27 protein-coding genes are annotated in these 25,004 nt (G+C 64.3%); 19 read left to right on the top strand and 8 right to left on the bottom strand.

The window, feature by feature from the left end; genetic code table 11:
• Window positions 1-310 precede the first annotated feature (310 nt).
• Genes ACZYVJ_RS10475 through ACZYVJ_RS10440 form a run of 8 tightly spaced genes read left to right on the top strand, consistent with a single transcriptional unit; the run spans window position 311 to window position 9,951 of the window.
• Window positions 311-1,129 carry an MlaE family ABC transporter permease gene (locus ACZYVJ_RS10475; protein ID WP_463830938.1) on the top strand — a complete coding sequence of 273 codons (819 nt, stop codon included), beginning with the start codon at window positions 311-313 and terminating at the stop codon, window positions 1,127-1,129.
• A 7-nt stretch (window positions 1,130-1,136) separates the two neighbouring features.
• A complete protein-coding gene (locus ACZYVJ_RS10470; protein ID WP_463830937.1) occupies window positions 1,137-1,982 on the top strand; it encodes an ABC transporter permease in 846 nt (281 codons plus the stop codon).
• A gap of 20 nt (window positions 1,983-2,002) precedes the next feature.
• Window positions 2,003-3,262, top strand: a complete 1,260-nt coding sequence (locus tag ACZYVJ_RS10465; protein ID WP_463830936.1) for an MCE family protein — start codon at window positions 2,003-2,005, stop codon at window positions 3,260-3,262.
• A complete protein-coding gene (locus ACZYVJ_RS10460) occupies window positions 3,259-4,281 on the top strand; it encodes an MCE family protein (protein WP_463830935.1) in 1,023 nt (340 codons plus the stop codon). Before ACZYVJ_RS10465 ends, ACZYVJ_RS10460 begins: the two co-directional genes overlap by 4 nt.
• Window positions 4,281-5,399 carry an MCE family protein gene (locus tag ACZYVJ_RS10455; RefSeq protein ID WP_463830934.1) on the top strand — a complete coding sequence of 373 codons (1,119 nt, stop codon included), beginning with the start codon at window positions 4,281-4,283 and terminating at the stop codon, window positions 5,397-5,399. The genes ACZYVJ_RS10460 and ACZYVJ_RS10455 overlap by 1 nt, the downstream gene beginning before the upstream one ends.
• Window positions 5,396-6,814 carry an MCE family protein gene (locus tag ACZYVJ_RS10450; protein WP_463830933.1) on the top strand — a complete coding sequence of 473 codons (1,419 nt, stop codon included), beginning with the start codon at window positions 5,396-5,398 and terminating at the stop codon, window positions 6,812-6,814. The genes ACZYVJ_RS10455 and ACZYVJ_RS10450 overlap by 4 nt, the downstream gene beginning before the upstream one ends.
• The gene (locus ACZYVJ_RS10445; RefSeq protein WP_463830932.1) at window positions 6,811-8,163 is read left to right on the top strand and encodes an MCE family protein; all 1,353 of its coding nucleotides are present in this window, start codon (window positions 6,811-6,813) and stop codon (window positions 8,161-8,163) included. Before ACZYVJ_RS10450 ends, ACZYVJ_RS10445 begins: the two co-directional genes overlap by 4 nt.
• Window positions 8,164-9,951, top strand: a complete 1,788-nt coding sequence (locus ACZYVJ_RS10440) for an MCE family protein (RefSeq protein ID WP_463830931.1) — start codon at window positions 8,164-8,166, stop codon at window positions 9,949-9,951.
• A 57-nt stretch (window positions 9,952-10,008) separates the two neighbouring features.
• On the opposite strand, the gene ACZYVJ_RS10435 is transcribed toward ACZYVJ_RS10440, so the two are convergent.
• The 3 genes from ACZYVJ_RS10435 to ACZYVJ_RS10425 form a co-directional block, all read right to left on the bottom strand.
• Window positions 10,009-10,530 (bottom strand): Rv2253/PknI dimerization domain-containing protein, encoded by a 522-nt coding sequence (locus ACZYVJ_RS10435; RefSeq protein WP_463830930.1) that lies wholly within the window; start codon window positions 10,528-10,530, stop codon window positions 10,009-10,011.
• A gap of 131 nt (window positions 10,531-10,661) precedes the next feature.
• Window positions 10,662-11,303: a hypothetical protein gene (locus ACZYVJ_RS10430; protein ID WP_463830929.1), complete on the bottom strand. Its 642-nt coding sequence runs from the start codon at window positions 11,301-11,303 to the stop codon at window positions 10,662-10,664.
• Window positions 11,300-12,046: a hypothetical protein gene (locus tag ACZYVJ_RS10425; RefSeq protein ID WP_463830928.1), complete on the bottom strand. Its 747-nt coding sequence runs from the start codon at window positions 12,044-12,046 to the stop codon at window positions 11,300-11,302. The genes ACZYVJ_RS10430 and ACZYVJ_RS10425 overlap by 4 nt, the downstream gene beginning before the upstream one ends.
• 263 nt (window positions 12,047-12,309) lie before the next feature.
• On the opposite strand from ACZYVJ_RS10425, the gene ACZYVJ_RS10420 reads away from it, so the two are divergent.
• Window positions 12,310-12,702 carry a hypothetical protein gene (locus ACZYVJ_RS10420; protein ID WP_463832937.1) on the top strand — a complete coding sequence of 131 codons (393 nt, stop codon included), beginning with the start codon at window positions 12,310-12,312 and terminating at the stop codon, window positions 12,700-12,702.
• A gap of 3 nt (window positions 12,703-12,705) precedes the next feature.
• On the opposite strand, the gene ACZYVJ_RS10415 is transcribed toward ACZYVJ_RS10420, so the two are convergent.
• On the bottom strand, window positions 12,706-13,308 hold the full coding sequence (locus ACZYVJ_RS10415; RefSeq protein ID WP_463830927.1) for a TetR/AcrR family transcriptional regulator: 603 nt from the start codon (window positions 13,306-13,308) through the stop codon (window positions 12,706-12,708).
• 101 nt (window positions 13,309-13,409) lie between these two features.
• Between ACZYVJ_RS10415 and ACZYVJ_RS10410 the strand changes: the two genes are divergently transcribed.
• The 4 genes from ACZYVJ_RS10410 to ACZYVJ_RS10395 are packed head-to-tail and all read left to right on the top strand — an operon-like array spanning window position 13,410 to window position 15,869.
• Window positions 13,410-14,195 carry a hypothetical protein gene (locus ACZYVJ_RS10410; protein WP_463830926.1) on the top strand — a complete coding sequence of 262 codons (786 nt, stop codon included), beginning with the start codon at window positions 13,410-13,412 and terminating at the stop codon, window positions 14,193-14,195.
• Window positions 14,192-15,007: a hypothetical protein gene (locus ACZYVJ_RS10405; protein WP_463830925.1), complete on the top strand. Its 816-nt coding sequence runs from the start codon at window positions 14,192-14,194 to the stop codon at window positions 15,005-15,007. The genes ACZYVJ_RS10410 and ACZYVJ_RS10405 overlap by 4 nt, the downstream gene beginning before the upstream one ends.
• A complete protein-coding gene (locus tag ACZYVJ_RS10400; protein WP_463830924.1) occupies window positions 15,004-15,582 on the top strand; it encodes a cytochrome c oxidase subunit 3 family protein in 579 nt (192 codons plus the stop codon). Before ACZYVJ_RS10405 ends, ACZYVJ_RS10400 begins: the two co-directional genes overlap by 4 nt.
• Window positions 15,582-15,869, top strand: a complete 288-nt coding sequence (locus tag ACZYVJ_RS10395; RefSeq protein ID WP_463832936.1) for a cytochrome C oxidase subunit IV family protein — start codon at window positions 15,582-15,584, stop codon at window positions 15,867-15,869. The genes ACZYVJ_RS10400 and ACZYVJ_RS10395 overlap by 1 nt, the downstream gene beginning before the upstream one ends.
• 19 nt (window positions 15,870-15,888) lie before the next feature.
• Here the strand turns inward: ACZYVJ_RS10395 and ACZYVJ_RS10390 are convergent, their stop codons facing one another.
• Window positions 15,889-17,184, bottom strand: a complete 1,296-nt coding sequence (locus ACZYVJ_RS10390) for a cytochrome P450 (protein ID WP_463830923.1) — start codon at window positions 17,182-17,184, stop codon at window positions 15,889-15,891.
• Window positions 17,185-17,377: 193 nt separating this feature from the next.
• Here ACZYVJ_RS10390 and ACZYVJ_RS10385 point away from each other — a divergent pair, with 193 nt between their 5' ends.
• Window positions 17,378-18,097, top strand: a complete 720-nt coding sequence (locus ACZYVJ_RS10385) for a TetR/AcrR family transcriptional regulator (RefSeq protein WP_463830922.1) — start codon at window positions 17,378-17,380, stop codon at window positions 18,095-18,097.
• Here the strand turns inward: ACZYVJ_RS10385 and ACZYVJ_RS10380 are convergent.
• Together ACZYVJ_RS10380 and ACZYVJ_RS10375 are read right to left on the bottom strand one after the other, a co-directional pair.
• Window positions 18,013-18,378: a hypothetical protein gene (locus tag ACZYVJ_RS10380; RefSeq protein WP_463832935.1), complete on the bottom strand. Its 366-nt coding sequence runs from the start codon at window positions 18,376-18,378 to the stop codon at window positions 18,013-18,015. The two genes, ACZYVJ_RS10385 and ACZYVJ_RS10380, sit on opposite strands and share 85 nt — an antisense overlap.
• Before the next feature lie 68 nt (window positions 18,379-18,446).
• A complete protein-coding gene (locus tag ACZYVJ_RS10375; RefSeq protein WP_463830921.1) occupies window positions 18,447-19,202 on the bottom strand; it encodes an enoyl-CoA hydratase/isomerase family protein in 756 nt (251 codons plus the stop codon).
• A 109-nt stretch (window positions 19,203-19,311) separates the two neighbouring features.
• Here ACZYVJ_RS10375 and ACZYVJ_RS10370 point away from each other — a divergent pair, with 109 nt between their 5' ends.
• From ACZYVJ_RS10370 to ACZYVJ_RS10350, 5 genes are all read left to right on the top strand, one after another.
• Entirely contained in the window at window positions 19,312-19,731 is a 420-nt protein-coding gene (locus ACZYVJ_RS10370) for a lipoprotein LpqH (protein WP_463830920.1), read from the top strand.
• Window positions 19,732-19,818: 87 nt separating this feature from the next.
• On the top strand, window positions 19,819-21,009 hold the full coding sequence (locus ACZYVJ_RS10365; RefSeq protein WP_463830919.1) for an amidohydrolase family protein: 1,191 nt from the start codon (window positions 19,819-19,821) through the stop codon (window positions 21,007-21,009).
• Entirely contained in the window at window positions 21,006-22,433 is a 1,428-nt protein-coding gene (locus tag ACZYVJ_RS10360; protein WP_463830918.1) for a FadD3 family acyl-CoA ligase, read from the top strand. Before ACZYVJ_RS10365 ends, ACZYVJ_RS10360 begins: the two co-directional genes overlap by 4 nt.
• Window positions 22,430-23,056: a fatty-acid--CoA ligase gene (locus ACZYVJ_RS10355; RefSeq protein ID WP_463830917.1), complete on the top strand. Its 627-nt coding sequence runs from the start codon at window positions 22,430-22,432 to the stop codon at window positions 23,054-23,056. Before ACZYVJ_RS10360 ends, ACZYVJ_RS10355 begins: the two co-directional genes overlap by 4 nt.
• Before the next feature lie 10 nt (window positions 23,057-23,066).
• Window positions 23,067-23,252: a (2Fe-2S)-binding protein gene (locus ACZYVJ_RS10350; RefSeq protein WP_463830916.1), complete on the top strand. Its 186-nt coding sequence runs from the start codon at window positions 23,067-23,069 to the stop codon at window positions 23,250-23,252.
• 4 nt (window positions 23,253-23,256) lie between these two features.
• On the opposite strand, the gene ACZYVJ_RS10345 is transcribed toward ACZYVJ_RS10350, so the two are convergent.
• Window positions 23,257-24,942, bottom strand: coding sequence for an alpha-keto acid decarboxylase family protein (locus ACZYVJ_RS10345; protein ID WP_463830915.1), 1,686 nt, complete (start codon window positions 24,940-24,942; stop codon window positions 23,257-23,259).
• Window positions 24,943-25,004: the final 62 nt, after the last annotated feature.

The following is a 25,004-nucleotide window of genomic DNA, read 5'->3' as shown; positions in this document are numbered from 1 at the left end:
CGGCCGCGAACTGCGCGATAACGGTTATGCATTTTTCGCTCCGCCTGGGCGCGGCATGAGTCATAATCGCCGGACGCTTCAAGACGGGGAGCACCTCGTTTCGCAGCGCCCAGTCACGCGACCGAACGGAGGACCGGCGTGCGCGGACTAGCGACTGTCACATCGCACAGCGACGCCGGAAAATGGCTGCCCGCTGAGCATTTCGTGCTCGTCAGCGCGCCTTTACAGCTGTCAAATATGTCGAATGTACCGCACTCGTTGCGCCACAACAAGACTGTCGGTCTCGTAGCTTGGGAAGGGGCTGCCGCCGATGGCAACCAAGGGAGCTGACCACTGGTCGACGGGATTGCCCGCGCTCAGGCTCAAGTTCGACCTCTCGGGCCCGATGCAGGCCGTCGGAGCCTTATTCGCAATGTCGGCTGACGCGGTCAAATTCGTGTTCCGCCGGCCGTTCCAATGGCGGGAGTTCTTGGAGCAGTCCTGGTTCGTCGCGCGGGTGTCGCTGGCTCCAACTTTGTTGGTCGCGATCCCGTTCACCGTCCTGGTCAGTTTCACGCTCAACATCCTCTTGCGTGAACTGGGCGCGGCGGACCTATCCGGTGCCGGTGCCGCGTTCGGTGCGGTCACCCAGCTCGGTCCTCTGGTCACGGTGTTGATCGTGGCGGGTGCGGGTGCCACGGCTATGTGTGCGGACCTCGGGTCGCGAACGATTCGCGAGGAGATCGACGCGATGGAGGTCCTGGGCATCAACCCGGTCCAGCGGTTGGTCACCCCACGCATGCTGGCCTCCGGATTGGTCGCCTTCCTGCTCAACAGCCTCGTCGTCATCATCGGCGTCCTTGGCGGCTACGTCTTTTCGGTGTTTGTACAAGACGTCAATCCCGGCGCGTTCGCCGCGGGCATCACCTTGCTCACCGGGGTGCCCGAGGTGGTCATTTCCTGTGTCAAGGCAGCCCTTTTCGGCCTCATCGCCGGCCTGGTCGCCTGCTATCGGGGCCTGTCGATCACCGGTGGTGGCGCCAAGGCTGTCGGCAACGCGGTGAACGAAACCGTGGTTTATGCCTTCATGTCCCTGTTCGTCGTCAACGTGGTCGTCACCGCGATCGGCATCAAGATGACGGCGAAGTAGGACAACAATGGCGCTGAGGGCTGCATATCCGCGATTAACCCGCCAACTCGAGAGGCCGGTCGCCCTGATGGGGCGGATCGGCGACCACACAATGTTTTACGGTAAGGCGCTCGCCGGGGTGCCGTTTGCGGCCACCCATTACACCCGCGAAGTGGTTCGATTGATCGCCGAGATCAGCATGGGCGCGGGCACTCTGGCGATGATCGGCGGAACCGTTGTGATCGTCGGCTTCCTGACGCTGGCGGCGGGCGGCACACTGGCCATCCAGGGCTACACCTCGTTGGGCAATATCGGCATCGAGGCGCTGACGGGCTTCCTGTCCGCGTTCATCAACGTGCGTATCGCGGCACCGGTGGTCGCCGGCATCGGCCTGGCGGCCACCTTCGGCGCCGGGGTGACCGCTCAGCTGGGTGCCATGCGGATCAACGAAGAAGTCGATGCATTGGAGAGCATGGCCATTCGGCCGGTTGCCTATTTGGTGAGCACCAGGATTTTGGCGGGAATGATGGCGATCACGCCGTTGTACAGCATCGCCGTGATCCTGTCGTTCGTGGCCAGCCAGTTCACCACGACGTTCCTGCTCGGACAGTCGCAGGGTCTGTACCAGCACTACTTCAACACGTTCCTGAACCCGATCGACTTGTTGTGGTCTTTCCTGCAGGCCCTTCTGATGGCGCTCACCATCCTGCTGATCCATACCTACTACGGCTATTTCGCCTCGGGCGGGCCGGCCGGTGTCGGCAACGCCACCGGCAACGCGGTGCGCACATCGCTCATCGTCGTGGTGTCCGTGACGTTGTTGGTCTCGCTTTCTATTTACGGTACGAACGGCAACTTCAACCTGTCCGGTTAGCTTCAGGAGGTGAAACAGCAATGACGCAGAATGTTCCAGCGGGTCGCGGCGCGGTCGCCGGCCGACCCGCGCGCACCGGCCATGCGCGGCCGCCCGAGCGGAATTACCTGCCACCCCTCCTCGGACTGGCCACCGTGCTCATCATTTGTCTGATTTTCGCCGTGGCGGTGGGTCTGTTTCAGGGCTCCTTCACCAAAACCGTGCCGGTGACCGTGATTTCGCAACGAGCCGGCCTGGTCATGAACCCGGACGCCAAGGTCAAGATGCGCGGCGTGCAGGTGGGCAAGGTCGACTCGATCGAACCGCTGCCGAACGGTCAGGCGGCAATTCACTTGGCGATGGACCCGTCGCAGTTGCACTTCATCCCCGGCAACGTGCTCGTCGACATCGCATCATCGACGGTGTTCGGCGCCAAATCCGTCCTGCTGGTCGAACCCGACCAACCCTCGGCGCAGCGGCTCCACGCCGGCCAGACGCTGCAGGGCCAGCACGTCATGGTCGAAATCAACACGGTATTCCAGCAATTGGTGTCGGTTCTGAGCCACATCGATCCGCCGAAGCTCAACGAGTCACTGGGTGCGCTGGCACAGGCGTTCAGTGGGCGGGGCCCACAGCTCGGCCAGTCGCTGAGCGATCTGGATTCGTTCCTGGCCAGGCTGGAGCCGAGCCTCCCCGCATTCCGGCATGACCTCGCGGTCCTGCCGGCGGTGTCCAACGCTTATGCCGACGCGGCACCCGACTTGGTGAAGACCGCGGCCAACGCGACCCGGATCAGCAAGACACTTGTCGATGAGCAGCACAACCTGGATGCGTTGCTGATCAGCGCGATCGGCTTGGCCGACATCGGCAACGACGTCCTGTCGACGAACCGCCAACCGCTGACGAATGTATTGCATCTGCTGGTGCCGACGACCGATCTGACCAATGTTTACGCACCGGCGCTCAACTGCGCTTTGGCCGGGCTTGTACAGATAACGCACGGGGCGCCGTTGTCGGAACCGAGCATCAACATCGCGGCGAGCCTCACGTGGGGCGCCGAGCGTTATCGATACCCGACGAACCTGCCCAAGGTCGCGGCGACGGGCGGCCCGCAGTGCGTGGGTCTGCCGAAGCTGCCGTTCAACACGGCCCCACCGCAGCTGATTGCCGATACCGGCGCGAACCCCGTGAACTACGGAAACCCACAGGTGCTGATCAACTCCGATCTCCTCAAACAGCTGTTGTACGGGCCGATCGCCGGCCCACCACGCAACTCCGCGCAGATCGGACAACCCGGATGAGGACGCGCGCAACGCTGGTCAAGTTCGGCATCTTCGCGGTCGTGATGGCGATGCTTACCGCCTTCCTGTTCTTCATCTTCGGCCAATACCGGACGGGTTCGACGAGCGACTATTCGGCGGTGTTCACCGACGTGTCGCGTCTCAAGCCGGGCCAGTCGGTGCGGGTCGCCGGGATCCGGGTGGGCACGGTCAATAGTGTTTCGCTGCAGCCGGACAAGAAGGTTGTGGTGAAGTTCGACGCGGACCGCAACGTCGTGCTCACCGAGGGCAGCAGGGCGGCGGTCCGCTATCTCAACCTGGTGGGCGATCGCTACCTTGAACTCGTCGACGGTCCGGGCTCGCCCAAGCGGCTGCCGGCCGGCGCTCAAATTCCGGTCAGCCGCACCGCGCCTGCGCTTGACCTCGATCTGCTGCTCGGCGGGCTGAAACCCGTTACCCAGGGCCTGAATGCGCGCGATGTCAACGAACTGACTTCCGGGTTGTTGCAGGTCTTTCAGGGTCAGGGCGGGACGCTCGAATCGCTCTTCGCCAAGACGACCTCGTTTTCAAATGCCTTGGCCGACAATGACCAAACCGTGCAGCAACTGATCGACAACCTCAACATCGTGATCGGGACGGTGGCCAAGGACGGCAAACAGTTCTCCGGCGCGATCGATCGCCTCGAGCAGCTTGTCAGCGGCCTGTCGGGTGACCGCGACACAATCGGATCCGCCATTGACGCCCTGGACAAGGGAACCGCCTCGCTGGCGGATCTGCTGGCCGAGGCCCGCCCGCCGCTGTCGGGCACCATAGCTCAGTTGAATCGGCTGGCGCCGTTACTCGATGGCGATAAGGACCGCCTGGACGCCGCCCTCCAAAGGGCACCGAGGAACTACCGCAAGCTGGTCCGACTCGGCGTGAACGGCGCCACCATCCCGTACTACATCTGCCAGTTCGGGATCCGCGGCACGGATCTTTCAGGCAAGACCGTGCGCGCCAACATCTACAGGTCAGATGCAGGAAGGTGCACGGAACCCTAATGCTCAAGTATCGCGGAGCTGGGCTGGTCAAGGCCGGACTCATCGGCGTCGTCCTGGCGGTGATGGTCATCCTGGTGGGCCTGTCGCCCGACCGATTCATCACGTGGGCGACGATGGTCCGCTACCAGGCGCTGTTCACGGAGGCCGGCGGCCTCGCGACCGGCAACCCCGTGGTCGTGTCGGGGATGAAGGTCGGCACCGTGTCGGATGTGAAGCTGAGCCACGGCGATGCTCTGGTGACGTTCGCGATGAAGGGCAACATCCTGCTCGGCTCGGAGACTTCCGCGCACATCCGCACCGGCACGCTGCTGGGCGAGCGGATGCTGACGGTGGAGTCAGCCGGCAGCGGCACGATGCATCCGATGACTCTGATACCCGTCTCGCGCACGTCTTCGCCTTATTCGTTGACCGAGGCGGTCAGTGATCTGACGTCGGACACGGCCGGCACCAACACCACGGCGCTGAATCAGTCGTTGGACACGCTGGCGGCGACGCTCGACCAGATCGCACCCCAGATGGGGCCGGCCTTCGACGCGCTCACCCGGTTATCGCGAACCCTCAACAGTCGCAACAAGAACCTGGGCGAGTTGTTCAAGAGCGCCGGCGATGTCACCGGGATACTTTCCGAACGCAGCATGCAGGTCAACAAGCTCATCCTCAACTCCGATTCTCTGCTCGAAGTGCTGGTGGCGCGGCGACAAGAGATCGTGGACCTGCTGGCCAACACCTCGGTGGTGGCCAAGCAGTTGACGGGCTTGGTGCATGACAACGAAGCCACATTGGCGCCAACGCTGGAGAGGCTGAACAGGGTCCTCGGGGTCTTGGAGAAGAACCGCGACAACATCGGCAAAGCGCTGCCGGGTCTCGCCAAATTCCAGATCACGGTCGGTGAGGCCATCTCCGGTATGTACGCCTACCAGGCGTTCGCCCCGAACTTCCTTCTCCCGCAACTCTTCCAGGAATTGTTCGACTACCTCTGGGGCTTCCGCACCTTCGATACTTCTAAGGGTCCCGGCTTCCCGTCGCCGGTACCGCGGGCGCTGACCCCCTGGCCCTACAACGCCATTCCCCAGTGCCCTGGCTGCACGTTGGGCGGACGGATCGGAGGGTCACAATGATCTCCCGGATTCCCCGCAAGCGGCTGACGGCAGTGACGGCGGTCGTCCTGGTCGGGCTGATCGTTGCCGGCGCCGCCATGGTCGTCCGCAACACGTTCTTCGGCCCACGGACGATTACCGCCTATTTCACAACCGCCACCGCGATCTATCCCCATGACGAGGTGCGGGTATCGGGCGTCAAAGTCGGCAGCATCAAATCCATTCAGCCGCAGGGCACACAGGCCAAGATGGTCTTCAAGGTCGACCGCGACGTGCCCATTCCGGCCGACGCGAAAGCGGTTATCGTCGCCCCGAATCTGGTGGCCGCCCGCTACGTCCAGCTCTCACCCGCCTACCGCGACAGTGGGCCGGTCATGCGAGACGGGGCAGTCATTCCGGTTGAGCGCACCGCGGTGCCGGTCGAGTGGGACGAGGTCAAGACGCAGTTGATGCGGCTGGCAACGGATTTGGGACCCAAGAGCGGTGTATCGGGCACGTCGGTGGGCCGGTTCATCGACAGCGCCGCCAACGCGCTCGACGGCAACGGCGACAAGCTGCGGCAAACACTCGGCCAATTGTCAGGGGTGGGCCGGATCCTCGCCAACGGCAGCGGCAACATCGTCGACATCATCAAAAACCTGCAGACCTTCGTCGGCGCGCTGCGCGACAGCAACGTGCAGATCGAGCAGTTCAACGGTCGCCTGGCCACGCTCACCAGCGTGGTCAACGACAGCAAATCCGATCTGGACGCGGCCCTGACCGATCTGTCGACGGCGGTCGGCGAGGTGCGGCGGTTCATCGCCGAGACTCGCAACCAGACCAGCGAGCAGATCGCCCGGTTGGCCGATGTCACGCAGAACCTGGTCGATCACCACATGGCCCTGGAGAACATTCTGCACGGTGCGCCGAATGCCTTCGGCAACTTCTTCAACGACTACAACGCCGACACCGGAACCATCGTCGGAGGGTTCGGGCTGATGAATATGGCGAATCCCACGTGGGGCGGTCAGGTTCTGCTGTCCACTCCGGGCTGCACGCAGATCGGCGCCATCGAGAACATCACCGCGGTCGAATCGGGCAAGCTGTGCTCTCTGTTCCTCGGACCCGGGCTGCGGCAGACAAGCTGGAATAACTCGCCAATTCCGATCAACCTGTTCATAGCCAAGTCGGTTGACCCGTCCAAGATTCTCTACACCGAACCGCGTCTTGCGCCCGGCGGCGAGGGCCCGAAGCCCGGAGCGCCCGAGATCCCGCCCGCAGTGTCGGCCTACACCGGCCTGCCGGGTGACCCGGTGGGACCGCCGGGGGCGGTGCCGCCGGAGCGGATACCGGGCGCGGCGATGCCGCTGCCGCCGCCACCGTCGACACCGATGCCACCACCACCGGCGCCGACCGTGTCGGGCATGCTGCTGCCAGACGAAGGGCCACAACAATGAGCGCGCGCGTTGCGGCGAAGCGGATATTCGCCACCGGCTGTTGTGTGGTGTTGACGTCGACGGGATGCGCATTCCACGGTCTGAATTCACTACCCCTGCCCGGTGCGGTCGGACGCGGGCCGGGGGCCAACATCTACCACGTCGAACTCCCGAATGTCGGCACGATGGAGTCGAATTCGCCGGTGATGATCGACGACGTCGTCGTCGGCAGTGTCGGCACGATGCGGGTGAAAGGCTGGCACGCCGACGTCGACATCTCGGTGAAGCGCGATGTGGTGGTCCCGGCCAACGTGGTAGCCACCGTCGGTCAGACCAGCCTGCTGGGCTCGATGCATGTGGAGCTCAATACGCCGCTGGGCCAACAGGGAAGCGGACGGCTGCAGCCGGGCGCCACCATCCCGCTCAGCCGGTCATCGGCCTACCCCTCGACGGAGCAGACGCTGTCGTCGTTGGGAGCCGTCGTCAACGGCGGGGGGCTGGGACAGATCGGGGAGGTCATCCACAATTTCTCGGCCGCCCTGTCCGGACGTGAGGGTGCGGTGCGCGATCTGATTACCCGCCTGGACACGTTCGTGGGGACACTGGACGACCAGCGGGACAACCTCGTCGCCTCCATCCAGGCGCTGAATCGGCTTGCCGGCACATTCGCCGACCAACGCGACGTGGTCACCGAAGCGCTGCGCAAGATACCGCCGGCGCTCGAGGTGTTGATCAAGGAGCGGCCGCGTCTGACGGCCGCCCTGGACCATCTTCGCGTGTTCAGCAACACCGCCACCCGGCTGGTCAACGACGCCCAGGCCGACCTGGTCACGAACCTCAAAAACCTGGAGCCGACCATCAAAGCGCTCGCCGACGTCGGACCGGACTTCGGCGCGGCCATCGCGGCCTCGTTCGTGTTCCCGTTCACCCAGAACTTCGTCGACCGAGCCGTCCGAGGCGACTTCTTCAACCTGCATCTCGATTTCGACCTGACGATTCCGCGGCTCAAGAAGGGTTTGTTCCTGGGAACCCACTGGGGGCAGCTGGATATGCCCGTTCCACCGGTGCCCGGGGACCCATATCGCTTCAACTACACACTCGATCCTCTGCATAACCCGCTGAGGCCACCGTGGATCGATCCCAACGCGTTGCCGCTGCCCCCACCACCGCCGGGTGCGGTGCCGGCACCGGGCCCGGCGAATTATGGACCGCTGCCCGGGCCTGCGCCGAATGCGGCCCCGCTGCCCGGACCTGCGCCTGGTGCGGCGCCGCTGCCCGGACCTCCGCCTGGTGCGGCCCCGGTGCCTGACGCGGGTCTTGGTCAAACGCCGGTGCCCGCAGAGGCGCCTTCGACGGGAGCGGGTGGATAGATGCTGACTCGCTTCGTTCGGATCCAGCTGGCGATTTTCGCGATCGCCGGAACCATTGGCGTGATCGCGATGATCCTCTTCTACATCCAAGCGCCGACCCTGCTGGGCATCGGCCGGATGACGGTGACGCTGGAGCTACCGGCCACCGGCGGCCTGTACCAGTTTTCCAATGTGACCTACCGTGGGGTTCAGCTCGGCAAGGTCACCTCGGTGGGTTTGACGCCGACCGGCGCGAAAGCGACGCTGTCGCTTAGCACTTCACCCAAGGTCCCCGCGGACCTGACAGCGCAGGTGCTCAGTGTCTCCGCGGTGGGTGAACAGTACGTGGACCTGCGGCCCAAGACCAATTCGCCGCCCTATCTGCACAACGGCTCGGTAATCGCCGTGCGTGACACGACAATTCCGCAGCCGGTCGGACCAATGCTCGAGCAAGTCAATGCCTTGGTCCAAAGCATCCCGAAGACCAAACTCGGCCAATTGCTTGACGAGTCGTTCCAGGGCTTCAACGGCAGCGGATACGACCTGGGGTCACTGATCGATTCCTCGAAGACGCTGTCCCGCGACGCAAACGGCGTCGTCGATCGCACCCGAGCCCTCACCGAAGACACCGGGCCGCTGCTGGATACCCAGGCGCGCACCACCGATTCGATCAGAACATGGGCACACAGCTTCGCCGGCATCTCGGATACGTTGGTGAACAACGACTCTCACTTCCGCACCATCCTGGAGAAAGGTCCCGACGCCGCGAACGAAGCATCCCGGCTTCTCGAGCAAATCAAGCCGACGCTGCCGGTGTTGCTTGCCAACCTGACCACCATCGGACAGATCGGCGTCACCTACCACCCATCGATCGAGCAGCTGCTGGTGTTGCTGCCGTCGGGGGTTGCTATCGAGCAGGCCGCTCAGGGTGAAAACCATCCCGACGGTAAGGCTTACGGCGACTTCGCAGCCACGGTCGACGATCCGCCTATTTGTACGGTCGGCTTCATGCCACCTAACACCTGGCGATCCCCGGACGACCTCAGCGACATCGACACACCGGACGGGTTGTATTGCAAACTCCCGCAGGATTCACCGATCGCGGTTCGCGGTGCCCGCAACTATCCCTGCATGGGTCACCCGGGTAAGCGCGCGCCGACCGTCGAAATCTGCAACAGCGATAAGCCGTACATGCCGCTGGCGATGCGCCAGCACACCCTCGGTCCCTACCCACTGGATCCGAATCTGCTAGCCCAGGGTGTGCCGCCCGATGACCGGATCACCACCAATGACAGGATCTTCGGCCCGGTGCAGGGGACGCCGCTGCCGCCGGGAGCGGTGCCACGCGGCTCACCGGCGGGCCCCCGGGGAGAGAATCCACCATTTGGCACGCCTGGAGCCGCTGTGCCTCCCGCGCCATCGTCGGGACCAGCGCTGGCGCCGATGTCGAGAATGTCGGCGGACCTGCCGCCCATAGCGCCGCTCGACGTCCCTGTGGCGGGTGAACTTCCCCCGCCGCCCGCCGCGCCGCCAGCGCTGCCGTTAGCCCCGCTCGTTCCTCCCGATCCCGCACCGGCCGGGCCTGCACCGGTCGACCCTGCACCGGCCGACCCGGCCGGCGGCGGCGGACCGCAGGCGGCGCCAAGCTCGTTCGGAGCCAACGCATCTAAGCCCGCGCCGTCGGTCGTGGTGGCAAAGTACGATCCGCGTACCGGTCGTTATGTCGGTCCGGACGGGAAGTTGTATCAGCAGTCGGATCTCGTCGCCCCGAAGGCGCACAGGACGTGGAAGGACATGCTTCCCACCTGAATTCGCCCTGGGCCGTAGCTGGCCGGGGGACGGGTCAATGAAGCTATGGCCGCCCGGTCAGGAGAGCTGGTCCAGGCGCAACGGCATCGTGATATCGAGCCAATTGTTTTGCCCGCAGGCACCGCTCGGGCCGACTGTCTTGTCCTTGCCCGAGAGGACCCGCGACCCGGTTTGAAACCCACCATTGTCGTTCACCGGGTAGAAAAAGAATTGCTGCTGCCCCGGGAACGCAGTACCGTCCTCACACCGCTCCCAGTTCGGCACTTCGCGTCTCACCTTCCACATCTCCCCATCATTCATGTATAGGGGTGCGCTCCATCCCTGGTCGCTCGTCACCGTGCCATGGCATTCCAAGGTCGAGTCGCACGACGAGCTGATGGTCCATACTTGGTAGACCGTCGGTTCGCCGAAGTACTGATCATTTCTCTGGGCCCAATCGCCAATGGACGTGGCGCGGAAAGTCCCGTTGAGTGCCACGTCTTCCTTGGTTATCGCCTGGGCCGTGGATGCTGTGCTCAAACCGCCGAATGCGGTGGCAGCCACCAGCGTTGCGGTGGTGAGTATTTTGACTGAACGCATCAGGTGCTCCTCGAAGCGCGTAATCCGAGGGTGCCTATGGCACCTTTTCGCCGTCGATTGCGGCGTTCTCGAGCGATGACGTTACACCGCTTCGGCCCGCCAGGTAATGGTTGGGACAAGATCTGCCACGCTCATCCGGATGGGTCGAATTTCGCGATCAGCCAGGAACCGTTGACTTTTTTCAGCGTGACCAGGATGCTGCTCTGCGTCTTCTCCGGATCTTTCTTTTGCACGCTTGCCGTGGTCTGGTCGACGAAAACCAGCACGACGGCCGAATCGGGATGCAATTGCGAGACTGCGGCCCGAATCACCTTGGCGGATGCCGTCAGTTGTCCCTTCTGCGCCACCGGCGCGACGACCTCGTCGGAGAATTTGCTGTAATAGGCCAGAAAGTCGCCGGTGAGATGTGATCTCGCGGTGTCGAAATCGCGGTTTAAATGGACATAGGAATACGACAACGTCGCCACGGCTCCATCTGACGCCGCCCGGATCGCCCGCTGCGCCGCCGCGTCGCCGACCTGCTGATCCGGCCGATACAGGATGAAGTACACGCCGGCAACGACTCCGACGGCGACGATAACCAACGTGGTCGCGACGATCGAACGCCACCTTGCCGAATACCGGCGGCCCCGACGCCGAATCGCTGCCAGCCGGCGCAAGCGTGCCGGTCCCTCGGTAGCGGGTGGCCTCCCGTCCTCGTCGGCGGGTGAAGTCTCCACGTCGTCAATCCCCTTTTCCGTGCCGTCCGGTGACGAGCCATGCTCGACAGTCATTGCAGGAAATCAACTTTCGACATCTTGAGCTGGCCGCCGTCGCGGTCCATATTGACGCTGAGCCGAAACAGGGCGGGTGGCGGTTTGGCGTTATCCGGCCCAAAGGGATCGGTTTTGGCCGCCACGAGCACGACTCCCGAATTGTCGCTCAACGACTCGACGGCGACGGCTTCGATGGTGACCTTGTTGCCGACCTTCGTCTCCTCGGCTTTGTTGACTATCAGGGTCGACAGCACGGATAGCTGGTTCTTCTGGTCGCCCGTGGAGGCATCGATCGAGCGCTGGACATCCTCCTTGGCATGATCGGGATCGATCGACATCAGCGCCGTGACCGCTTGTCGGGCGGCTGCACTGAACTCCGTGGCGAGTTGGCGATTGTGCACGGCGGTGTGGTGCTGCCACAGCATGTAACCGGTGGCTCCGATGGAAGCGGAGAAGAGCACGATGCCGACGCCGGCGGCTACTGTTTTCCGCCCGGGGCGGCGAAGCCACCGTGGTCGCTCAGGACGCCGCAACCGTAGCCGTTTCCGTGTCCACTTCGCCGGGCGCTGCTCTACATCTTGGGCGTCGTCGTCCGCGTCCCCGGTTTCGGCTGCCCCGCGCAGCCGTAAAAGGCGTTGCCGAGCCGCCTCGGCGCGCGCCTCGGCCTTGGCAACTTCGTCTTCTGCGTCGGCTTCCGACGCGGCCGCTACGTCGCCGCCGTCGGCCCCTGCGCTTGACTGCGGTTCGTCGGGATCGGTCACATCCCTCGGGTCACCACCGTCGTCGGCGTTGGGCCCCTCCGGATCGTGCACGGAGAAGCAGCTTATCACTCGGGCCTGAGCTCAGCGCCGCCAGCGAACAGTGGCCTCAGCGGCCCTTACATGCGGAAATGCTCACTCGCCGGGAGCGGGGCGAAGTGACGTTCGGGATGGTCCGGCGCCGACCACCGGTCGGTCCAGGCGATCTTCTCCAACCAGGAGAATTTTCTTTTCAGGTGTGGCAGAGTAATCGGGTGCGATCAATCGTGGCTCTGGTTGCCGCGGTGCTCGGCGCCGGTGTGGTGGCGGCGCCGCCGCCAGCCTCGGCCGGGCCGACCGTCTGCGACTACCCCGCTTGCACCCCGGGCATCATGCCCCATCAGGTTTTGGGTGCGCCGTGTGACAACACCACCTACTACGCCTTCGGTGTCGCCGACGGATACGTTTCCTTTGCCTCGGAGCCCGGACGGCTGATGTTCTGCGGCTCGCCGAGGCGATACCAGCCCAGATGGTTCCGGTCACCGCCAATGGCGGGAGTCAAGGACGAAAACGCCGACTGCACGAACTATCTGAACTACGTCGCGCAGGCGCCCGACGGTCTGTTCCTGATCTGCATTGCCCACGACGGCATCTCGAGCTGGGTGCGCGCCGACACGTAGCAGTCACCCGGGGGTCTGCCGAGGCAGCCCCAGCAGGCGCCGGCTCAAATCGGTAACCCGATCGAGCAAGGTCTCGTCGTCGATGTCGGCTACCAGCGGATGCATGACCGCGGTGCTCAGGGCGCCGGAGAACATGGCGGCCTCGATCCGCCCGTCCAGACCCGCATCGCTCAGCAGCACCCGGTACAGCCGGTCCATGAAAAGTTGAAAAGGCTTGTGTTCGGCCAGCAACCGGACGACGACGGGATCGAATTGCAGCGTGCGCACCAACCGGCGATCGCGAACGGCCATCTCGACCACACGGACCAACAACGCATCTCGTGCCTGAGGACCGTCGTCGTATGCTTCTGCCTCCTCGAGTGCGGGCTCGAGCCGTCCGAGTTCGCGCTCGGTCACGGCGATGACGATCTGCTCCTTGGTCGGGAATTGATGATAGACAGCAGCTTTAGTGATTCCGACGGCATCGGCGATCATCTGCAGCGACGTGCCACTGACACCGTGTGTGGCGATCAGGTCCAGTGCGGCATCGAGTACCCGCGTCCGGGCCGGGCTGTGCGCGACGAGCCAGAATTGCTCAGCGGTCACCGGCTGGCGTGCTGTTCCCACGCACCGAGACTAGACGACGCTATTGACCGTGGCTAGCCGATCGGCTAGCTTCGCTCACTAGCCGAGTTTCGGCGGCGATTTCGTGCGGGGAAGGGGTACCGATGTCCGACGTCGGCGGAAACGATACGGGCGGTAGCCAATCTGCGCGGACCGTCTCGCGGCGGACCGATGGCGAGCTGATCCTGCTCTGGACATTGCCGGCGGCGCTGATCCTGTGGATCGCCTCCTTCTTCCTGTTCCCGGGTTTCAACCCGCCGATGTCACCCACCATGCCGGCGGAGCAGGTGGCCGCGTTCTACCGCGATCCCGCGCATATTCCTCAGATCCGTTCCAGCATGATCCTGTTCAACTGGTTCGGTGTGTGTCTGGTGCCGATCCTGGCCCTGATCGTGCTGCAGATCCGCCGCATGGCGCACCGGACGCCGATCTTCTCCTACGCCATGCTTGGGTGTGCGGCAGGCGGCCCGACGCTGTTTCTCGTCGCCAATGTCTGCTGGCTGCTGGCGGCCTTTCGGCCGGAGCGCAGCCCAGAGCTGACGCAGCTGCTCAACGATCTCGGCTGGATCACCTTCACCATCCTGGTCCCGTTTTTCATCGGGCAGTGCGTAATCTTGGCCCTGGCAATATTTTTCGATGATCCGTCCCGCCCGGTGTTCAACCGGTGGGTGGCCTACTTCAATCTTGTCGTGGGGGCCGCGCTGGTGCCGGCGTCATTCGTCGGCGTCTCGTTGACCGGACCGCTGGCCTGGGACGGCTTGCTGTCGTTCTGGGTGAAGAATATTGCCATTGCCGTCTGGATCATTGTGATGGGCGTTGTCCTGGGCCGGGCCGTTTATCGTGAGCGTGCCGAGAACCACAGGTGCCCAGACGAATTGGCCACCGCATGAGTGCGGTGATCGCCCCGGCGACGTCTCCCGCAACGCCGCCCGCGGGCCCACTGCATCGCCGCATCGGCTGGCACCTGCGGCGCGACCCCAAGCGCGAGCTGTGGCTGGCGTGGGGGATCCTCATGGTGTTTTACGGCCTGTTCTTCCCGATGTTCTTCATCGTGGCCCAAGTCCAGCCGCCGCCGGAGCCCACCTGGGACCTCGCGACGCAGGCCCACTGGTTCGCCGAACGTCACCTCGGCATACCCGTCGGCTTCGGCGTCATCTTCGCCATCAGCGGCATGATCACGGTCAACAATGCCCTCATCGCGTATTCCATGCGGCGCATGTCCGTCAGCCGCGCGTTCGCGTACTCGTATCTGCTCATCTATTCGCTCAGCGCGGTGCCCGGCATGCTGCTGCTCAACATCGCGCTGATCGTCGGCACGCTGCGACCGGACCGCGACCCCCGTGTGATCGGTTGGCTTTATGACTTCGCGTTCTTGTCTTTTGACGGGACCATGGGAGTGTTCCTGATCGGCTCGCTGATCTGGATGGTGGCGATCCTGCTCGACAAGAACCGCGTTTTCCCCAAGTGGTTCGGCTATCTCAACCTGTGCAACGCACTGACCGAGGTGGTCGTGGCGCCCTGCTGGATCTTCCGGCGCGGCGTATTCGCGTGGGACGGCGAGATCGCTTGGTGGCTGGACATGGTCGTGTTCGGCATCTACCAAGTCACATTCATCGTGATGCTGTTTCAAATGATCCGCCGCGAAGACTTCGGCACCGGGGAACTGCCGGACCTGCCAAGGCCGAAGGCGGTTGCGCAGTGACCGACCTAGCCGGCAAGCGCGGACGCATCAGGGCCGTGCCGGGCCAACCCGACATGTGGGCCTTCGTATTGTTCGAGACCCTGGTGTTCACGGCATATTTCGGCTTCTACCTGTTCTCACGGGGCCGCAATCCCGAGCTTTTTCTGCACTCGCAGGCTCACCTCGACCTGCGCGTCGGAGTAGTCAACACCCTGGTTCTGCTACTCAGCTCATGGTCGGTGGCGCGGTGTGTCCAATCGGCCCGCGCCGGCGCCTATGGGGCGGCTCTCAGAGATGTCTTCATCACCGCAGCGTTCGCCGTGGTGTTCCTGTGTTTCAAGGTGTTTGAGTGGGCCCGGTTGGTTCAGGCCGGAAACGGCATAGAGCGCAACGACTTCTTCATGTTCTATTTCTTCCTCACCGGGATCCACTTCGTCCACCTGCTGATCGGCTTCGTCGTCCTCGGCATCATCGTCTACCAACTCCGAAGCCCGGTGCGGCGTTCCCAGGAACTGGTCGAAACCTGCGCAACCTATTGGCACACCGTCGACTTCCTGTGGGTGCTGATCTTTGCGCTGCTCTACGTGGTGAGGTGATCGGAATCAGATTCAACAAGAGATTGCTGTTCGTCTGGGTGGTCCTGGCGGCGTTGACGCTGGCTTATCTGTGGATAGACCGCTCCGTCGACGGGGCACTGAAATCCAGCGCTGTGGTCACGTCGAGCGTCATCGTCATCGCACTGGTCAAGGTGCGCATCATCTTTCGCGAGTTCATGGAGGTGCGAGACGGCCCGGTCCTGCTCTGCCGACTCACCGATGCGTGGGTGCTGTTGATCGCCGCCGTCTTGCTCGGCAGCTACTTCGTCGGCCTGCAGGTCCGGTAGCGCTCGCGAGCGAAAAGCCTTAGGCCACCGGCGCGATCGCGTCCGCGGTGGTGAACGACAGGTGCAGTTCGCTCAGGCCGCGCAGGATGTAGGTCGGCTCGTAGGTGTAGCGGCGTTCGGCGGCCGGCCCGTGATGGGCTTCGTTGATCTCGATGTGTGGCATCCGGTCCAGGATCCGCTCGATCGAGACGCGGCCCTCGACGCGGGCGAGCGGGCCGCCAGGGCAGGAGTGCACGCCGCGGGCGAACGCCATGTGCTCGCGGACGTTCTTGCGGCGCAGATCGAACTCGTGTGGGTTTTCGAAGCGCCGGGGGTCGCGGTTGGCCGCGCCCGGCAGGATCATCACCACGGTGCCGGCGGGGATGTCGACGCCGCCGATGGTGGTTGCCTTGCGTGCCAGCCGCGAGTCGCTCTTGACGGGGCTGTCCATCCGTAGCGATTCCTCGATGAACCCGGGTATCAGGCTGCGGTCGTCACGCAACTGTTGCTGGATGTCGGGCCGGTCGCCCAGAACCTGCAGGGCGGCGCTGAGCAGCTTGGCCGTGGTCTCCTGTCCGGCGGCGAAGAGGAATGTCGCCGAGCGGACGACCTCGATCACCGGGGGTGTCGAGCCGTCCGGGTACTTCGCTTCCGCCAGGAAGGTCAGCACGTCGCCGCGGGGTTCGCGGCGCCGATCCTCGATGTAGTGACAGAACTTGTCGTCGAGCCACTCGAGCGGGTTGATGCCGACGGACTCGTGGTCCAGCGCGCCCACCCGCGCGCCGGGCCGGTCGGCGCCCAAGACAGAGCGGAACTCCTTGTGGTCTTCTTCCGGCACGCCGAGCAGGTCGGCGATCACCAAGGTGGCGAACGGCTTTGAATATTCGGCGATGAACTCGCACTCACCGATGCCGAGGAACTCGTCGAGCTGGCGGTCGGCGAGGCGCCACATGAACTCCTCGTTCTGCTTCAGCCGGCTCGGGGTCAGCAGCTTGGCGAGCACCGATCGGGCCTTGGTGTGGTCCGGAGGATCCATAGTGACCATGTGCTCGAACATGGGGAAGGAGCTGCGGTGCGCATCGATCTGCGGGCTGATGTCGTCGCCTTCGGGCGTGAACGGGAGCGGCGGGAAGGGTCCGCCGAGGGCGACGATGTTGGAGAAGGTGTCCGGGTCCTTGTAGATCTCGCAGGCTTCGTCGTAACCGGTGACCGCGACGACGCCGTAGTGCGGTAGGCGCAGCACCGGGTTCTGACTGCGCAGGTAGTCGAAGTACGGGTGCGGATCTGGGACCAGTGACGGATCGGTGAAGAAGTCGATCGAGTCGAAGGTGCTCATCGGATTGCGTCTCCCTGGGCTGGGTTTACCGGTGGTGTTCGGCGGCAAGAGACAGCGCCGCCCGATTTCGAGATCGGAAATGTGCTGAGCACCTGCTTAGCATGGCGGTAATGTCAGGGTCAAGGTCGCAACGCCGCGTCAAGATACGATCCGGGTGGTCGGCAAGGCACGGCAGACAGTACGGAGCAGGGACATGACATCGGCCCGCAGAATCGGGGCGCCGGACGCGAAAAACCGCGTCTTGTTGCTCGATGCCGCCGAGCAGCTGATGCTCGAAGAGGGCTATGCCGCGGTGACCTCGCGGCGCCTCGCGAACAAGGCGGGGCTGAAGCCCCAACTGGTGCACTACTACTTCCGCACCATGGAAGAGCTGTTCCTGGAAGTCTTTCGACGTCGGGCCGAAGAGGCGCTCGAGGCGCACGTGCAAATGCTGAAGTTGCCACAGCCGCTGTGGGCGCTGTGGCGATTCGGCACCGATCCCGCGTTCACCCGGATCTCCATGGAATTCATGGCCCTGGCCAATCATCGCAAGGACATGCGGGCCGAAATCGCTTATTACGCCGAGCGTTTTCGCGAAGAGCAGCGCCAAGCGGTGACGACCGCGCTGGAGCGCTACGGGTCCAGAATCCAAGACGAAGGGCAGGACATCGAGATCGCTCCGGTGGTGTGGACGGTGCTGATGAGCAGCCTGTCGCGCTTTCTGGTGCTCGAGCAGGCGATCGGTATGTCCGCAGGCCATGCCGAAACGGTGGAGTTGGTCGAGAACTACTTGCGGCGCCTGGAAGGCGAACCGCAGCCGATCGAGGGCGTGCCGGAGACCTGGCTGGTTCACCAGTTCCGCAGCGAGCAGAGCACGCCTTTGGGACCGTCCTTGGATACGACGACGGCGCCGTCTACCGCCAACTCACAGTGAAGTCCCGGCGTGCCGGGCTCCGTACCCGTGCTCGCCACGACCATCGCGTAATGCTCGGGGTCCGACATGTCGAGGTCGAAGCCCCATGGCTTGCCCGGGGCGAGGTCGATGTCGACGTGTGGTGTGAACGAGTAGGGGTTGTGGCTGTAGTCAGAAAATTTTTCCGGCTGATGGTCCAGGTAGTAGATGCTCGTATAAATCGGATTCTGCGCGGTGACGGTGTATTTGACGTGATGCATGACCGGGTCGTCGGCATGTGCCCGTCCGCTTCCCACCAGCAGACCCGCTGCTGCCAATAGCGAAGCCAACGACACGATGGAACTGACGCCCATCACTGTCTTCATCGTGGTCATGACGCTCCTCCGGCTGCCGGGCGCGGTTTGGCGTTGCGGTTCATGACCCGTTCTGCGGCCTGCCAGTGCGGGTCGGCAACCCATAACCGTGCGAAGGATGCTATCGCCTCCTCGGGAGAAACTCCGCGGATTACCCGCTTTATCGCGGCCGCAGGCTGGTGTGCCAGCGATCGCGCGACGGCTCGCCATCCCTGGTCGGGCGAGTCGAACACGCCGCGGGGTACGACCTGATCCACCAGGCCGATGCGTTCGGCATCGACGGCGGTGAGGGCGGTTCCCGAACCGGCCAACAGCAGCGCCCTGCTCTTCCCGACCAGCGCGGCCAGCCGCTCGGCACCGCCCCAGGCCGGCATGATCTCGAGCTGCACCTGGTTGAAGGCGATCTTGATGTCGTCGGCGGCCACCCGGATGTCGGCGGCGACGGCGACTTCGGCCCCGCCGCCGAACGCGTGGCCGTTGAGTGCCGCGATGACCGGGGCGGGGAAGTCCGCCAGTTGATCACAGATGGACCGCATCCGCCGGGCCATGGCGGCGGCGTCCGCCTCGGTCCGCAGCGCGCTCAATTCCTTGAGGTCGCCGCCGGAGACGAAAGCTTTGTCTCCGGCACCCTTGATCACCAGCGCCTGCGCGTCGGCTGCCGCGTCGAGCGCTTTCTCGAGCTGGTCCATGGTGTCCAGACCGATGGCGTTGCGCGCGTGTGGGCGGTCGATGGTGACCACCGCCAACCCGTCGTCGATCTCCAGGTCCACCATGTCTGTAATCGCTCCTCGCAGGAACCCGATATTGGCATTCTCTTTTCGCGAGAATAACATCATCGCTGCAGGCTAAAGAACTTTCGTCAGCGAGGATGGAGGTGACTCGATGCAGAACCGAATCGTGGCCGCCGCTGCGGTCCTGACCGTTGCTTTGGTTGGGGCGTGCACGTCGCGGCCACCCAACCAGCTCGCCAGCACGGCGTCGGTCACCGTGAACGGCAACGACCGAAATTTCCACATCGTGAAGTGCAGCCAGCGGGAGTGGAGCCGGACGATCGAAATCGGCGGCAATTTTGCCGGCGCCAAACTCGTCATAGACGAGAGCGCGCAACCGGCGACGGTCGAGTCGGTACACATCCAAAACCTAGGTGGCTTCAGCGGCATGTACTCGCGGGGCGACGGCGGCAGTGCGGACATGAGCATGACGGGCGACAAATTCACCGTCTCCGGCACCGCCAACGGCTACCGAACCGACAAACCCGGTGAACCGGCTGACGCCACGTACAAGATCTTTGTGTCGTGCTGACGACGTCGAACCGGGCGTCGGCGGGGCCACGTTGCGATTGGGCACCCGTAGAGAATAGTATTCTCACAAATCAAGAAGGAGGATTTCATGGGGCAGTTGTCGCACCGGGAAGACGTCCCGTTTCCAATCTTTGACGCGGATAACCATCTCTACGAACCGCCGGAGGCGCTGACAAAGTTCTTGCCCAAGGAGTACAAGGACTACGTCCAGTACGTGCAGATCAACGGGCGCACCAAGATCGCGATCCGCGGCCAGATCAGCAACTACATTCCCAACCCGACCTTCGAGGTCGTCGCCCGGCCGGGTGCTTGGGAGGAGTACTTCAAGTTCGGCAATCCGGACGGCAAGAGCAAGCGCGAGCTGTTCGGTGAGCCGATGCGCGCAATCCCGGCGTTCTTCGAGCCCGGGCCGCGCCTGGAGAAGATGAACGAGCTGGGCCTGGAGCGCACCCTGATGTTCCCGACGCTGGCCAGCCTGCTCGAGGAGCGGCTGCGCGACGACCCGCTGGCCATCCACGTCCTGGTCCACGCGCTCAACGAGTGGCTCGATGAGGTGTGGGGCTTCAACTACCAGAACCGCATCTTCACCACGCCGGTCATCACCTTGCCGATCGTTGAGAAGGCGATCGAGGAGTTGGAGTGGGCGGTCAAGCGTGGTGCCCGTGCCATCCTGGTCCGCCCGGCGCCGGTGCCCGGCTTCCGTGGTCCGCGGTCGTTCGCGGTGCCCGAGTTCGACCCGTTCTGGGAGCGGGTCGTCGAGCACGACGTGCTGGTCGGCATGCACTCGAGTGACAGCGGCTATTCCCGGTACACCTCCGAATGGGACGGTGCCGACCAGGAGATGCTGCCGTTCCAAACCAATGCGATGGGCATCCTCAACGAGTGGCGGCCGATCCAGGACTCGGTGGGGTCGTGGGTGATCCACGGCGCGTTGTATCGCCACCCGAAGCTGAAGGTCGCGATCGTCGAGGCCGGTTCGAAGTGGATGACCCCGCTGCTGGACGGCCTGGCCGAGGTTTTCCGGAAGGCCCCGGAAGCCTTCCCGAGCGACCCCGTCGAGATGGTCAAGAACCGGATCCACGTGAGCCCGTTCTTCGAAGACGGCATCGACGATCTGGTCAACCTCGTCGGTGTCGACCGTGTGCTGTACGGCTCGGACTGGCCGCACCCGGAAGGGTTGGCGGAGCCGACGTTCTACGTCAACGCGCTGTCGCACCTGTCCGTTGAGGATCAGGCAAAGATCATGGGCGGCAACCTCGGTCGGCTCGTCACGACATGAGCTGGGAGACCATCCCCGAGATGGTCTTGAGCGCGGCGGACCGGTTCGGCGACGCCGAAGCAGTCGTGGACGGTCCGCTGCGCTTGACTTTCAGGCAGGTGGTCGAGCGGATCCGTTGCGCCGCAGGCGCCTTCGCCGACCTCGGTGTCGACAAGGGTGACCGGGTCGCGATCTGGGCGCCCAATTCGGCCGAGTGGATCGTCGCGGCGTTCGGGTTGCTCACCGCTGGTGGCGTGCTCGTCCCGGTCAACACCCGGTTCAAGACCGAAGAGGCCGGCGACATCATCGTGCGCAGCAAGGTGAAGGCCGTCCTGGTCCAGAAGGGCTTTCTGGGCCAGGATTACACCGCTCCCGCCGGCGTGCCGGTTATCGACCTGAAGTCCGACTTTCTGTCCAGCGGTTCACCATTCGAGCGACCGGTGAGCGGCACCGATACCTCGGACATCATCTTCACGTCGGGCACGACCGGTCGCCCCAAGGGGGCGATGCTGAGTCACGGTCAAACGCTGCGCATGTATGAGGAGTGGGCGACGCTCGCGGACCTGCGCGAGGGTGACCGCTATTTGCAGATCAACCCGTACTTCCACACCTTCGGGCTGAAGGCGGGTCTGGTCACGTCTTTCCTGCGCGGTGCCACGATGCTGCCCGTCGCGGTGTTCGACGTCGACACGGTAGTGGATCTCATTGAACGCGAACGCATCACGATGCTGCCCGGACCTCCGACGCTGTATCACTCGTTGCTGACGGTGCAGGACAAGTCCGGGCTGTCGTCGTTGCGCGCGGGAGTGACCGGCGCCGCCGACATCCCCGTCGAGCTGGTCCGTCGGATCCACGACGAACTGCCGTTCCAGACGTTGATGACGGGCTACGGGCTCACCGAGGCCGGCAACGTCACCCTCTCGCTGCCCGGCGATTCCTTCGAGGATGTCGCCACCACCGCGGGCGTGCCGTGCGACGGGGTCGAGGTGCGCATCGCCGACGACGGCGAGGTGCTGGTCCGCGGCTACGGGGTCATGAAGGGCTATCTCGACGAACCGGAGGCCACCGCCCAGGCGATCGACGACGATGGCTGGCTGCACACCGGAGATCTGGGCGACTTCACCGGGACCGGGCGACTGCGCATCGTCGGCCGGAAAAAGGACATGTTCATCGTCGGTGGCTTCAACGCCTACCCGGCCGAGATCGAGGGCTTCCTGCTCAACCACCCGGCCGTCGCGCAGGCGGCCGTCATCGGCGTCCCTGACGAACGGATGGGTCAGGTCGGAAAAGCGTTCGTGGTCCGCAAAGGCGACGTCAGCGCCGACGAATTGATCGGCTGGTGTCGCGACCGCATGGCCGGATTCAAGGTGCCGCGCACGGTAGAGTTCCTCAATTCACTCCCACTCAACGCGACGGGGAAAGTGATGAAGGACCAACTCCGATGAACAACGGCGATATTCACTCGATGGTGATCGCGTCGGACTACCGCGTGCCCGATCCCACCCGGGTATGGCCGCTGCTGAAACGCAACAAGGCCGCCCTCGCCGATATCGGCGCGCACCACGTGCTGGTCTACACCTCGACCCGCGACCACGGTCGGGTACTGGTGATGATCGGCGTCCACAGCCGTGAGCCGATCGTGGAGCTGCTGCGCTCCCGCGTCTTCTTCGATTGGTTCGACGAGGCCGGCGTCGAAGACATTCCCGCCGTCTTCGCCGGCGAGATCGTCGACAGGTTCATCGCGCAGCCACCGAACACCCCGGCGGCACCGGGCGTCGTCGTGGCCGCCATCGCGTCCGTCAACGACGTCTCCCTGCTGACCTCCGAGGTCAGCACGGCGATAGACCGATTCACCACGGCCGGCATCCGGAAGACGTGGGTATTCCAGGCTTTCGACGACGACCACGAAGTGCTGATCTTGCAGGAGTTCCCCGACGAAGAAAGCGCGCGGGAGTGGATCGACCACCCCGATGCCGCGGCGCAGTGGATGTCCGGGGCCGGAATCGGTGCCTACCCGCCGTTGTTCGTCGGCCGAATCTTCGACATGATGCGCATCGAGGCGGACTGAGGATTCGCCGTTGTTCGTGTGCCTGTGCAATGGAGTCACCAGTCAAACCGTGACCGAGGCCGTTTCGTGCGGGGCGTCGACCACGAAGGAAGTCGCCCAGGCGTGCGGAGCGGGCGCCGACTGCGGCCGCTGCCGGCGGACGGTGCAGGCCATCCTGCGCTCTTCCAGCGAGGATCGAACGCCGAACTCGCGCTAAATCTTCACCGTCGCGGGCTGCCGTCCGGTGACGTCGGTTGGACGAGGTCGACGAGCAGGTTGGGGATTTCGAGCCGCGGCAACATCACCTCGACCAACACCATGCGGTCTTGCTGCTCCGCGGCGGCGGTCAGGGCGTCGTCGAGCTCGCCGTAGGTCTGGACCCGGAACGCCAGGTGGTCGGTGACGCCCAGCGCGTTGGGAAGGTCCGTCCACTTCCAGCTCACGATGTCGTTGTACGGCGCCGTCTCTCCGTGGATCGCCCGCTCGATGGTGTAGCCGTCGTTGTTGACCACCACGATGACGGGGGACAGGCCCTCGCGCGAGAAGGCGCCGAGCTCTTGGACGGTCAGTTGCGCGGCGCCGTCCCCGATGAGCAACACCGTCCTGCGGTCCGGATGTGCCACCGCCGCCCCGAGCGCGGCGGGCAGCGTGTAACCGATTGAGCCCCATAGTGGTTGACCGATGAAGGTCACTCCGTGCGGCAGCCGATGGTCGGCCATGCCGTAGAAGGAGGTGCCCTGGTCTGCAAGCACCACGTTGCCCGGTGTGAGGGCCACGCACAGGCGGTCCCACAACATCTTCTGGGTGAGCGGCTGGTCGCGCGGCGGGGGCGGCGGCAATGGTTCGGCCGGCGGCGACACCACCGGCGGCGACGAGATTCCGCGCCGGACCAGGATGGTGGCCAGCGCCTCGAGCGCGGCACCCATCTCCAACGGCGCGAAGACTTCTCCGGCCACACTGCTCTGATACTGGCCGACGTCGATGGTGCGGGCCGGGTCGATGCGCTGGCTGAAGAAGCCGCTGACCATGTCGGTGAACACCACTCCGGCGGTGACCAACACGGGTGCCTCTTCGATCGCGGTGCGCACCGCAGGCGCGCTCGCGGAGCCGGCGTAGATGCCCAGGAAATTGGGCGAACTCTCGTCGAGCAGACTCTTGCCCCACATCAACGTGGCGTGCGGCACCACGTCGGCGGCCAGCAACGCCTCGAGTTCCTTGATCGCCTGCAGCCGGTGCACCAGCAGGTCGGCGAGCACGGTGATCTGGTGGCCGCCGATGAGTTCGGTCGCGGCTTCGACGAACATCGCCAGGGCGCGGGGACTGGTGCCACCGGGGTAGCGGGGCAGCGGCGCGTCGGGCGGCTCGGTGGGAAAGCGGGCCACGTCGGTGGACAGCAGGATGTAGCCGGGGCGCTTCTGCTCGCGCACCTCGGACAGCACCCGGTCGATCTCGCGGCGGGCCGTCGCGGGCATGAGATTAGCTTGGGCGCAAGTGATTTCGCGGCTAATGCGGAAGAAGTGCTCGAAGTCCCCGTCGCCGAGCGAATGGTGCAGCGCCCGCCTGGTGCCCTGGGCATCTTTGGACGGGCCGCCCACGATGTGCACGACGGGTACCTGCTCGGCGTAGCTACCAGCGACCGCATTGGACGCGGAGAGCTCGCCGACACCGAAAGTCGTTACCAATGCCGACATTCCGCGCAGCCGCCCGTACCCGTCGGCGGCGTAGCCGGCGTTCAGCTCGTTGGCGTTGCCGACCCAGCGAATGCTGGGGTGGGCGATGATGTGGTCGAGGAATTCCAGGTTGTAATCACCGGGAACGCCGAAGATCTCCGAGACGCCGAGCTCGGCGAGACGGTCCAACAGGTAGTCACCGACGGTGTATGCGGGCTCGGTCGCGGCATCAGTCACAGGCACGACGGTACGCTCGGTCCAATCGGTTCCGGGTGAGACGGCAGGCCAGTATCGTGCGG

It is taken from the genome of Mycobacterium sp. IDUB_3 (assembly GCF_055419585.1).
Note: the sequence above shows the minus strand (reverse complement) of the source record. Positions and strands in the feature narration are given on the sequence as shown.

Bases quoted from the DNA above. Each gene is read 5' to 3' on its own strand.
- ACZYVJ_RS10475 (WP_463830938.1), top strand. From the start codon at position 311: ATGGCAACCAAGGGAGCTGACCACTGGTCGACGGGATTGCCCGCGCTC.
- ACZYVJ_RS10390 (WP_463830923.1), bottom strand. From the start codon at position 17,184: ATGAGCACCTTCGACTCGATCGACTTCTTCACCGATCCGTCACTGGTC.
- ACZYVJ_RS10450 (WP_463830933.1), top strand. From the start codon at position 5,396: ATGATCTCCCGGATTCCCCGCAAGCGGCTGACGGCAGTGACGGCGGTC.
- ACZYVJ_RS10445 (WP_463830932.1), top strand. From the start codon at position 6,811: ATGAGCGCGCGCGTTGCGGCGAAGCGGATATTCGCCACCGGCTGTTGT.
- ACZYVJ_RS10365 (WP_463830919.1), top strand. From the start codon at position 19,819: ATGGGGCAGTTGTCGCACCGGGAAGACGTCCCGTTTCCAATCTTTGAC.
- ACZYVJ_RS10355 (WP_463830917.1), top strand. From the start codon at position 22,430: ATGAACAACGGCGATATTCACTCGATGGTGATCGCGTCGGACTACCGC.
- ACZYVJ_RS10385 (WP_463830922.1), top strand. From the start codon at position 17,378: ATGACATCGGCCCGCAGAATCGGGGCGCCGGACGCGAAAAACCGCGTC.
- ACZYVJ_RS10405 (WP_463830925.1), top strand. From the start codon at position 14,192: ATGAGTGCGGTGATCGCCCCGGCGACGTCTCCCGCAACGCCGCCCGCG.
- ACZYVJ_RS10370 (WP_463830920.1), top strand. From the start codon at position 19,312: ATGCAGAACCGAATCGTGGCCGCCGCTGCGGTCCTGACCGTTGCTTTG.
- ACZYVJ_RS10360 (WP_463830918.1), top strand. From the start codon at position 21,006: ATGAGCTGGGAGACCATCCCCGAGATGGTCTTGAGCGCGGCGGACCGG.
- ACZYVJ_RS10410 (WP_463830926.1), top strand. From the start codon at position 13,410: ATGTCCGACGTCGGCGGAAACGATACGGGCGGTAGCCAATCTGCGCGG.
- ACZYVJ_RS10465 (WP_463830936.1), top strand. From the start codon at position 2,003: ATGACGCAGAATGTTCCAGCGGGTCGCGGCGCGGTCGCCGGCCGACCC.
- ACZYVJ_RS10470 (WP_463830937.1), top strand. From the start codon at position 1,137: ATGGCGCTGAGGGCTGCATATCCGCGATTAACCCGCCAACTCGAGAGG.
- ACZYVJ_RS10435 (WP_463830930.1), bottom strand. From the start codon at position 10,530: ATGCGTTCAGTCAAAATACTCACCACCGCAACGCTGGTGGCTGCCACC.
- ACZYVJ_RS10455 (WP_463830934.1), top strand. From the start codon at position 4,281: ATGCTCAAGTATCGCGGAGCTGGGCTGGTCAAGGCCGGACTCATCGGC.
- ACZYVJ_RS10460 (WP_463830935.1), top strand. From the start codon at position 3,259: ATGAGGACGCGCGCAACGCTGGTCAAGTTCGGCATCTTCGCGGTCGTG.
- ACZYVJ_RS10430 (WP_463830929.1), bottom strand. From the start codon at position 11,303: ATGACTGTCGAGCATGGCTCGTCACCGGACGGCACGGAAAAGGGGATT.
- ACZYVJ_RS10375 (WP_463830921.1), bottom strand. From the start codon at position 19,202: ATGGTGGACCTGGAGATCGACGACGGGTTGGCGGTGGTCACCATCGAC.
- ACZYVJ_RS10440 (WP_463830931.1), top strand. From the start codon at position 8,164: ATGCTGACTCGCTTCGTTCGGATCCAGCTGGCGATTTTCGCGATCGCC.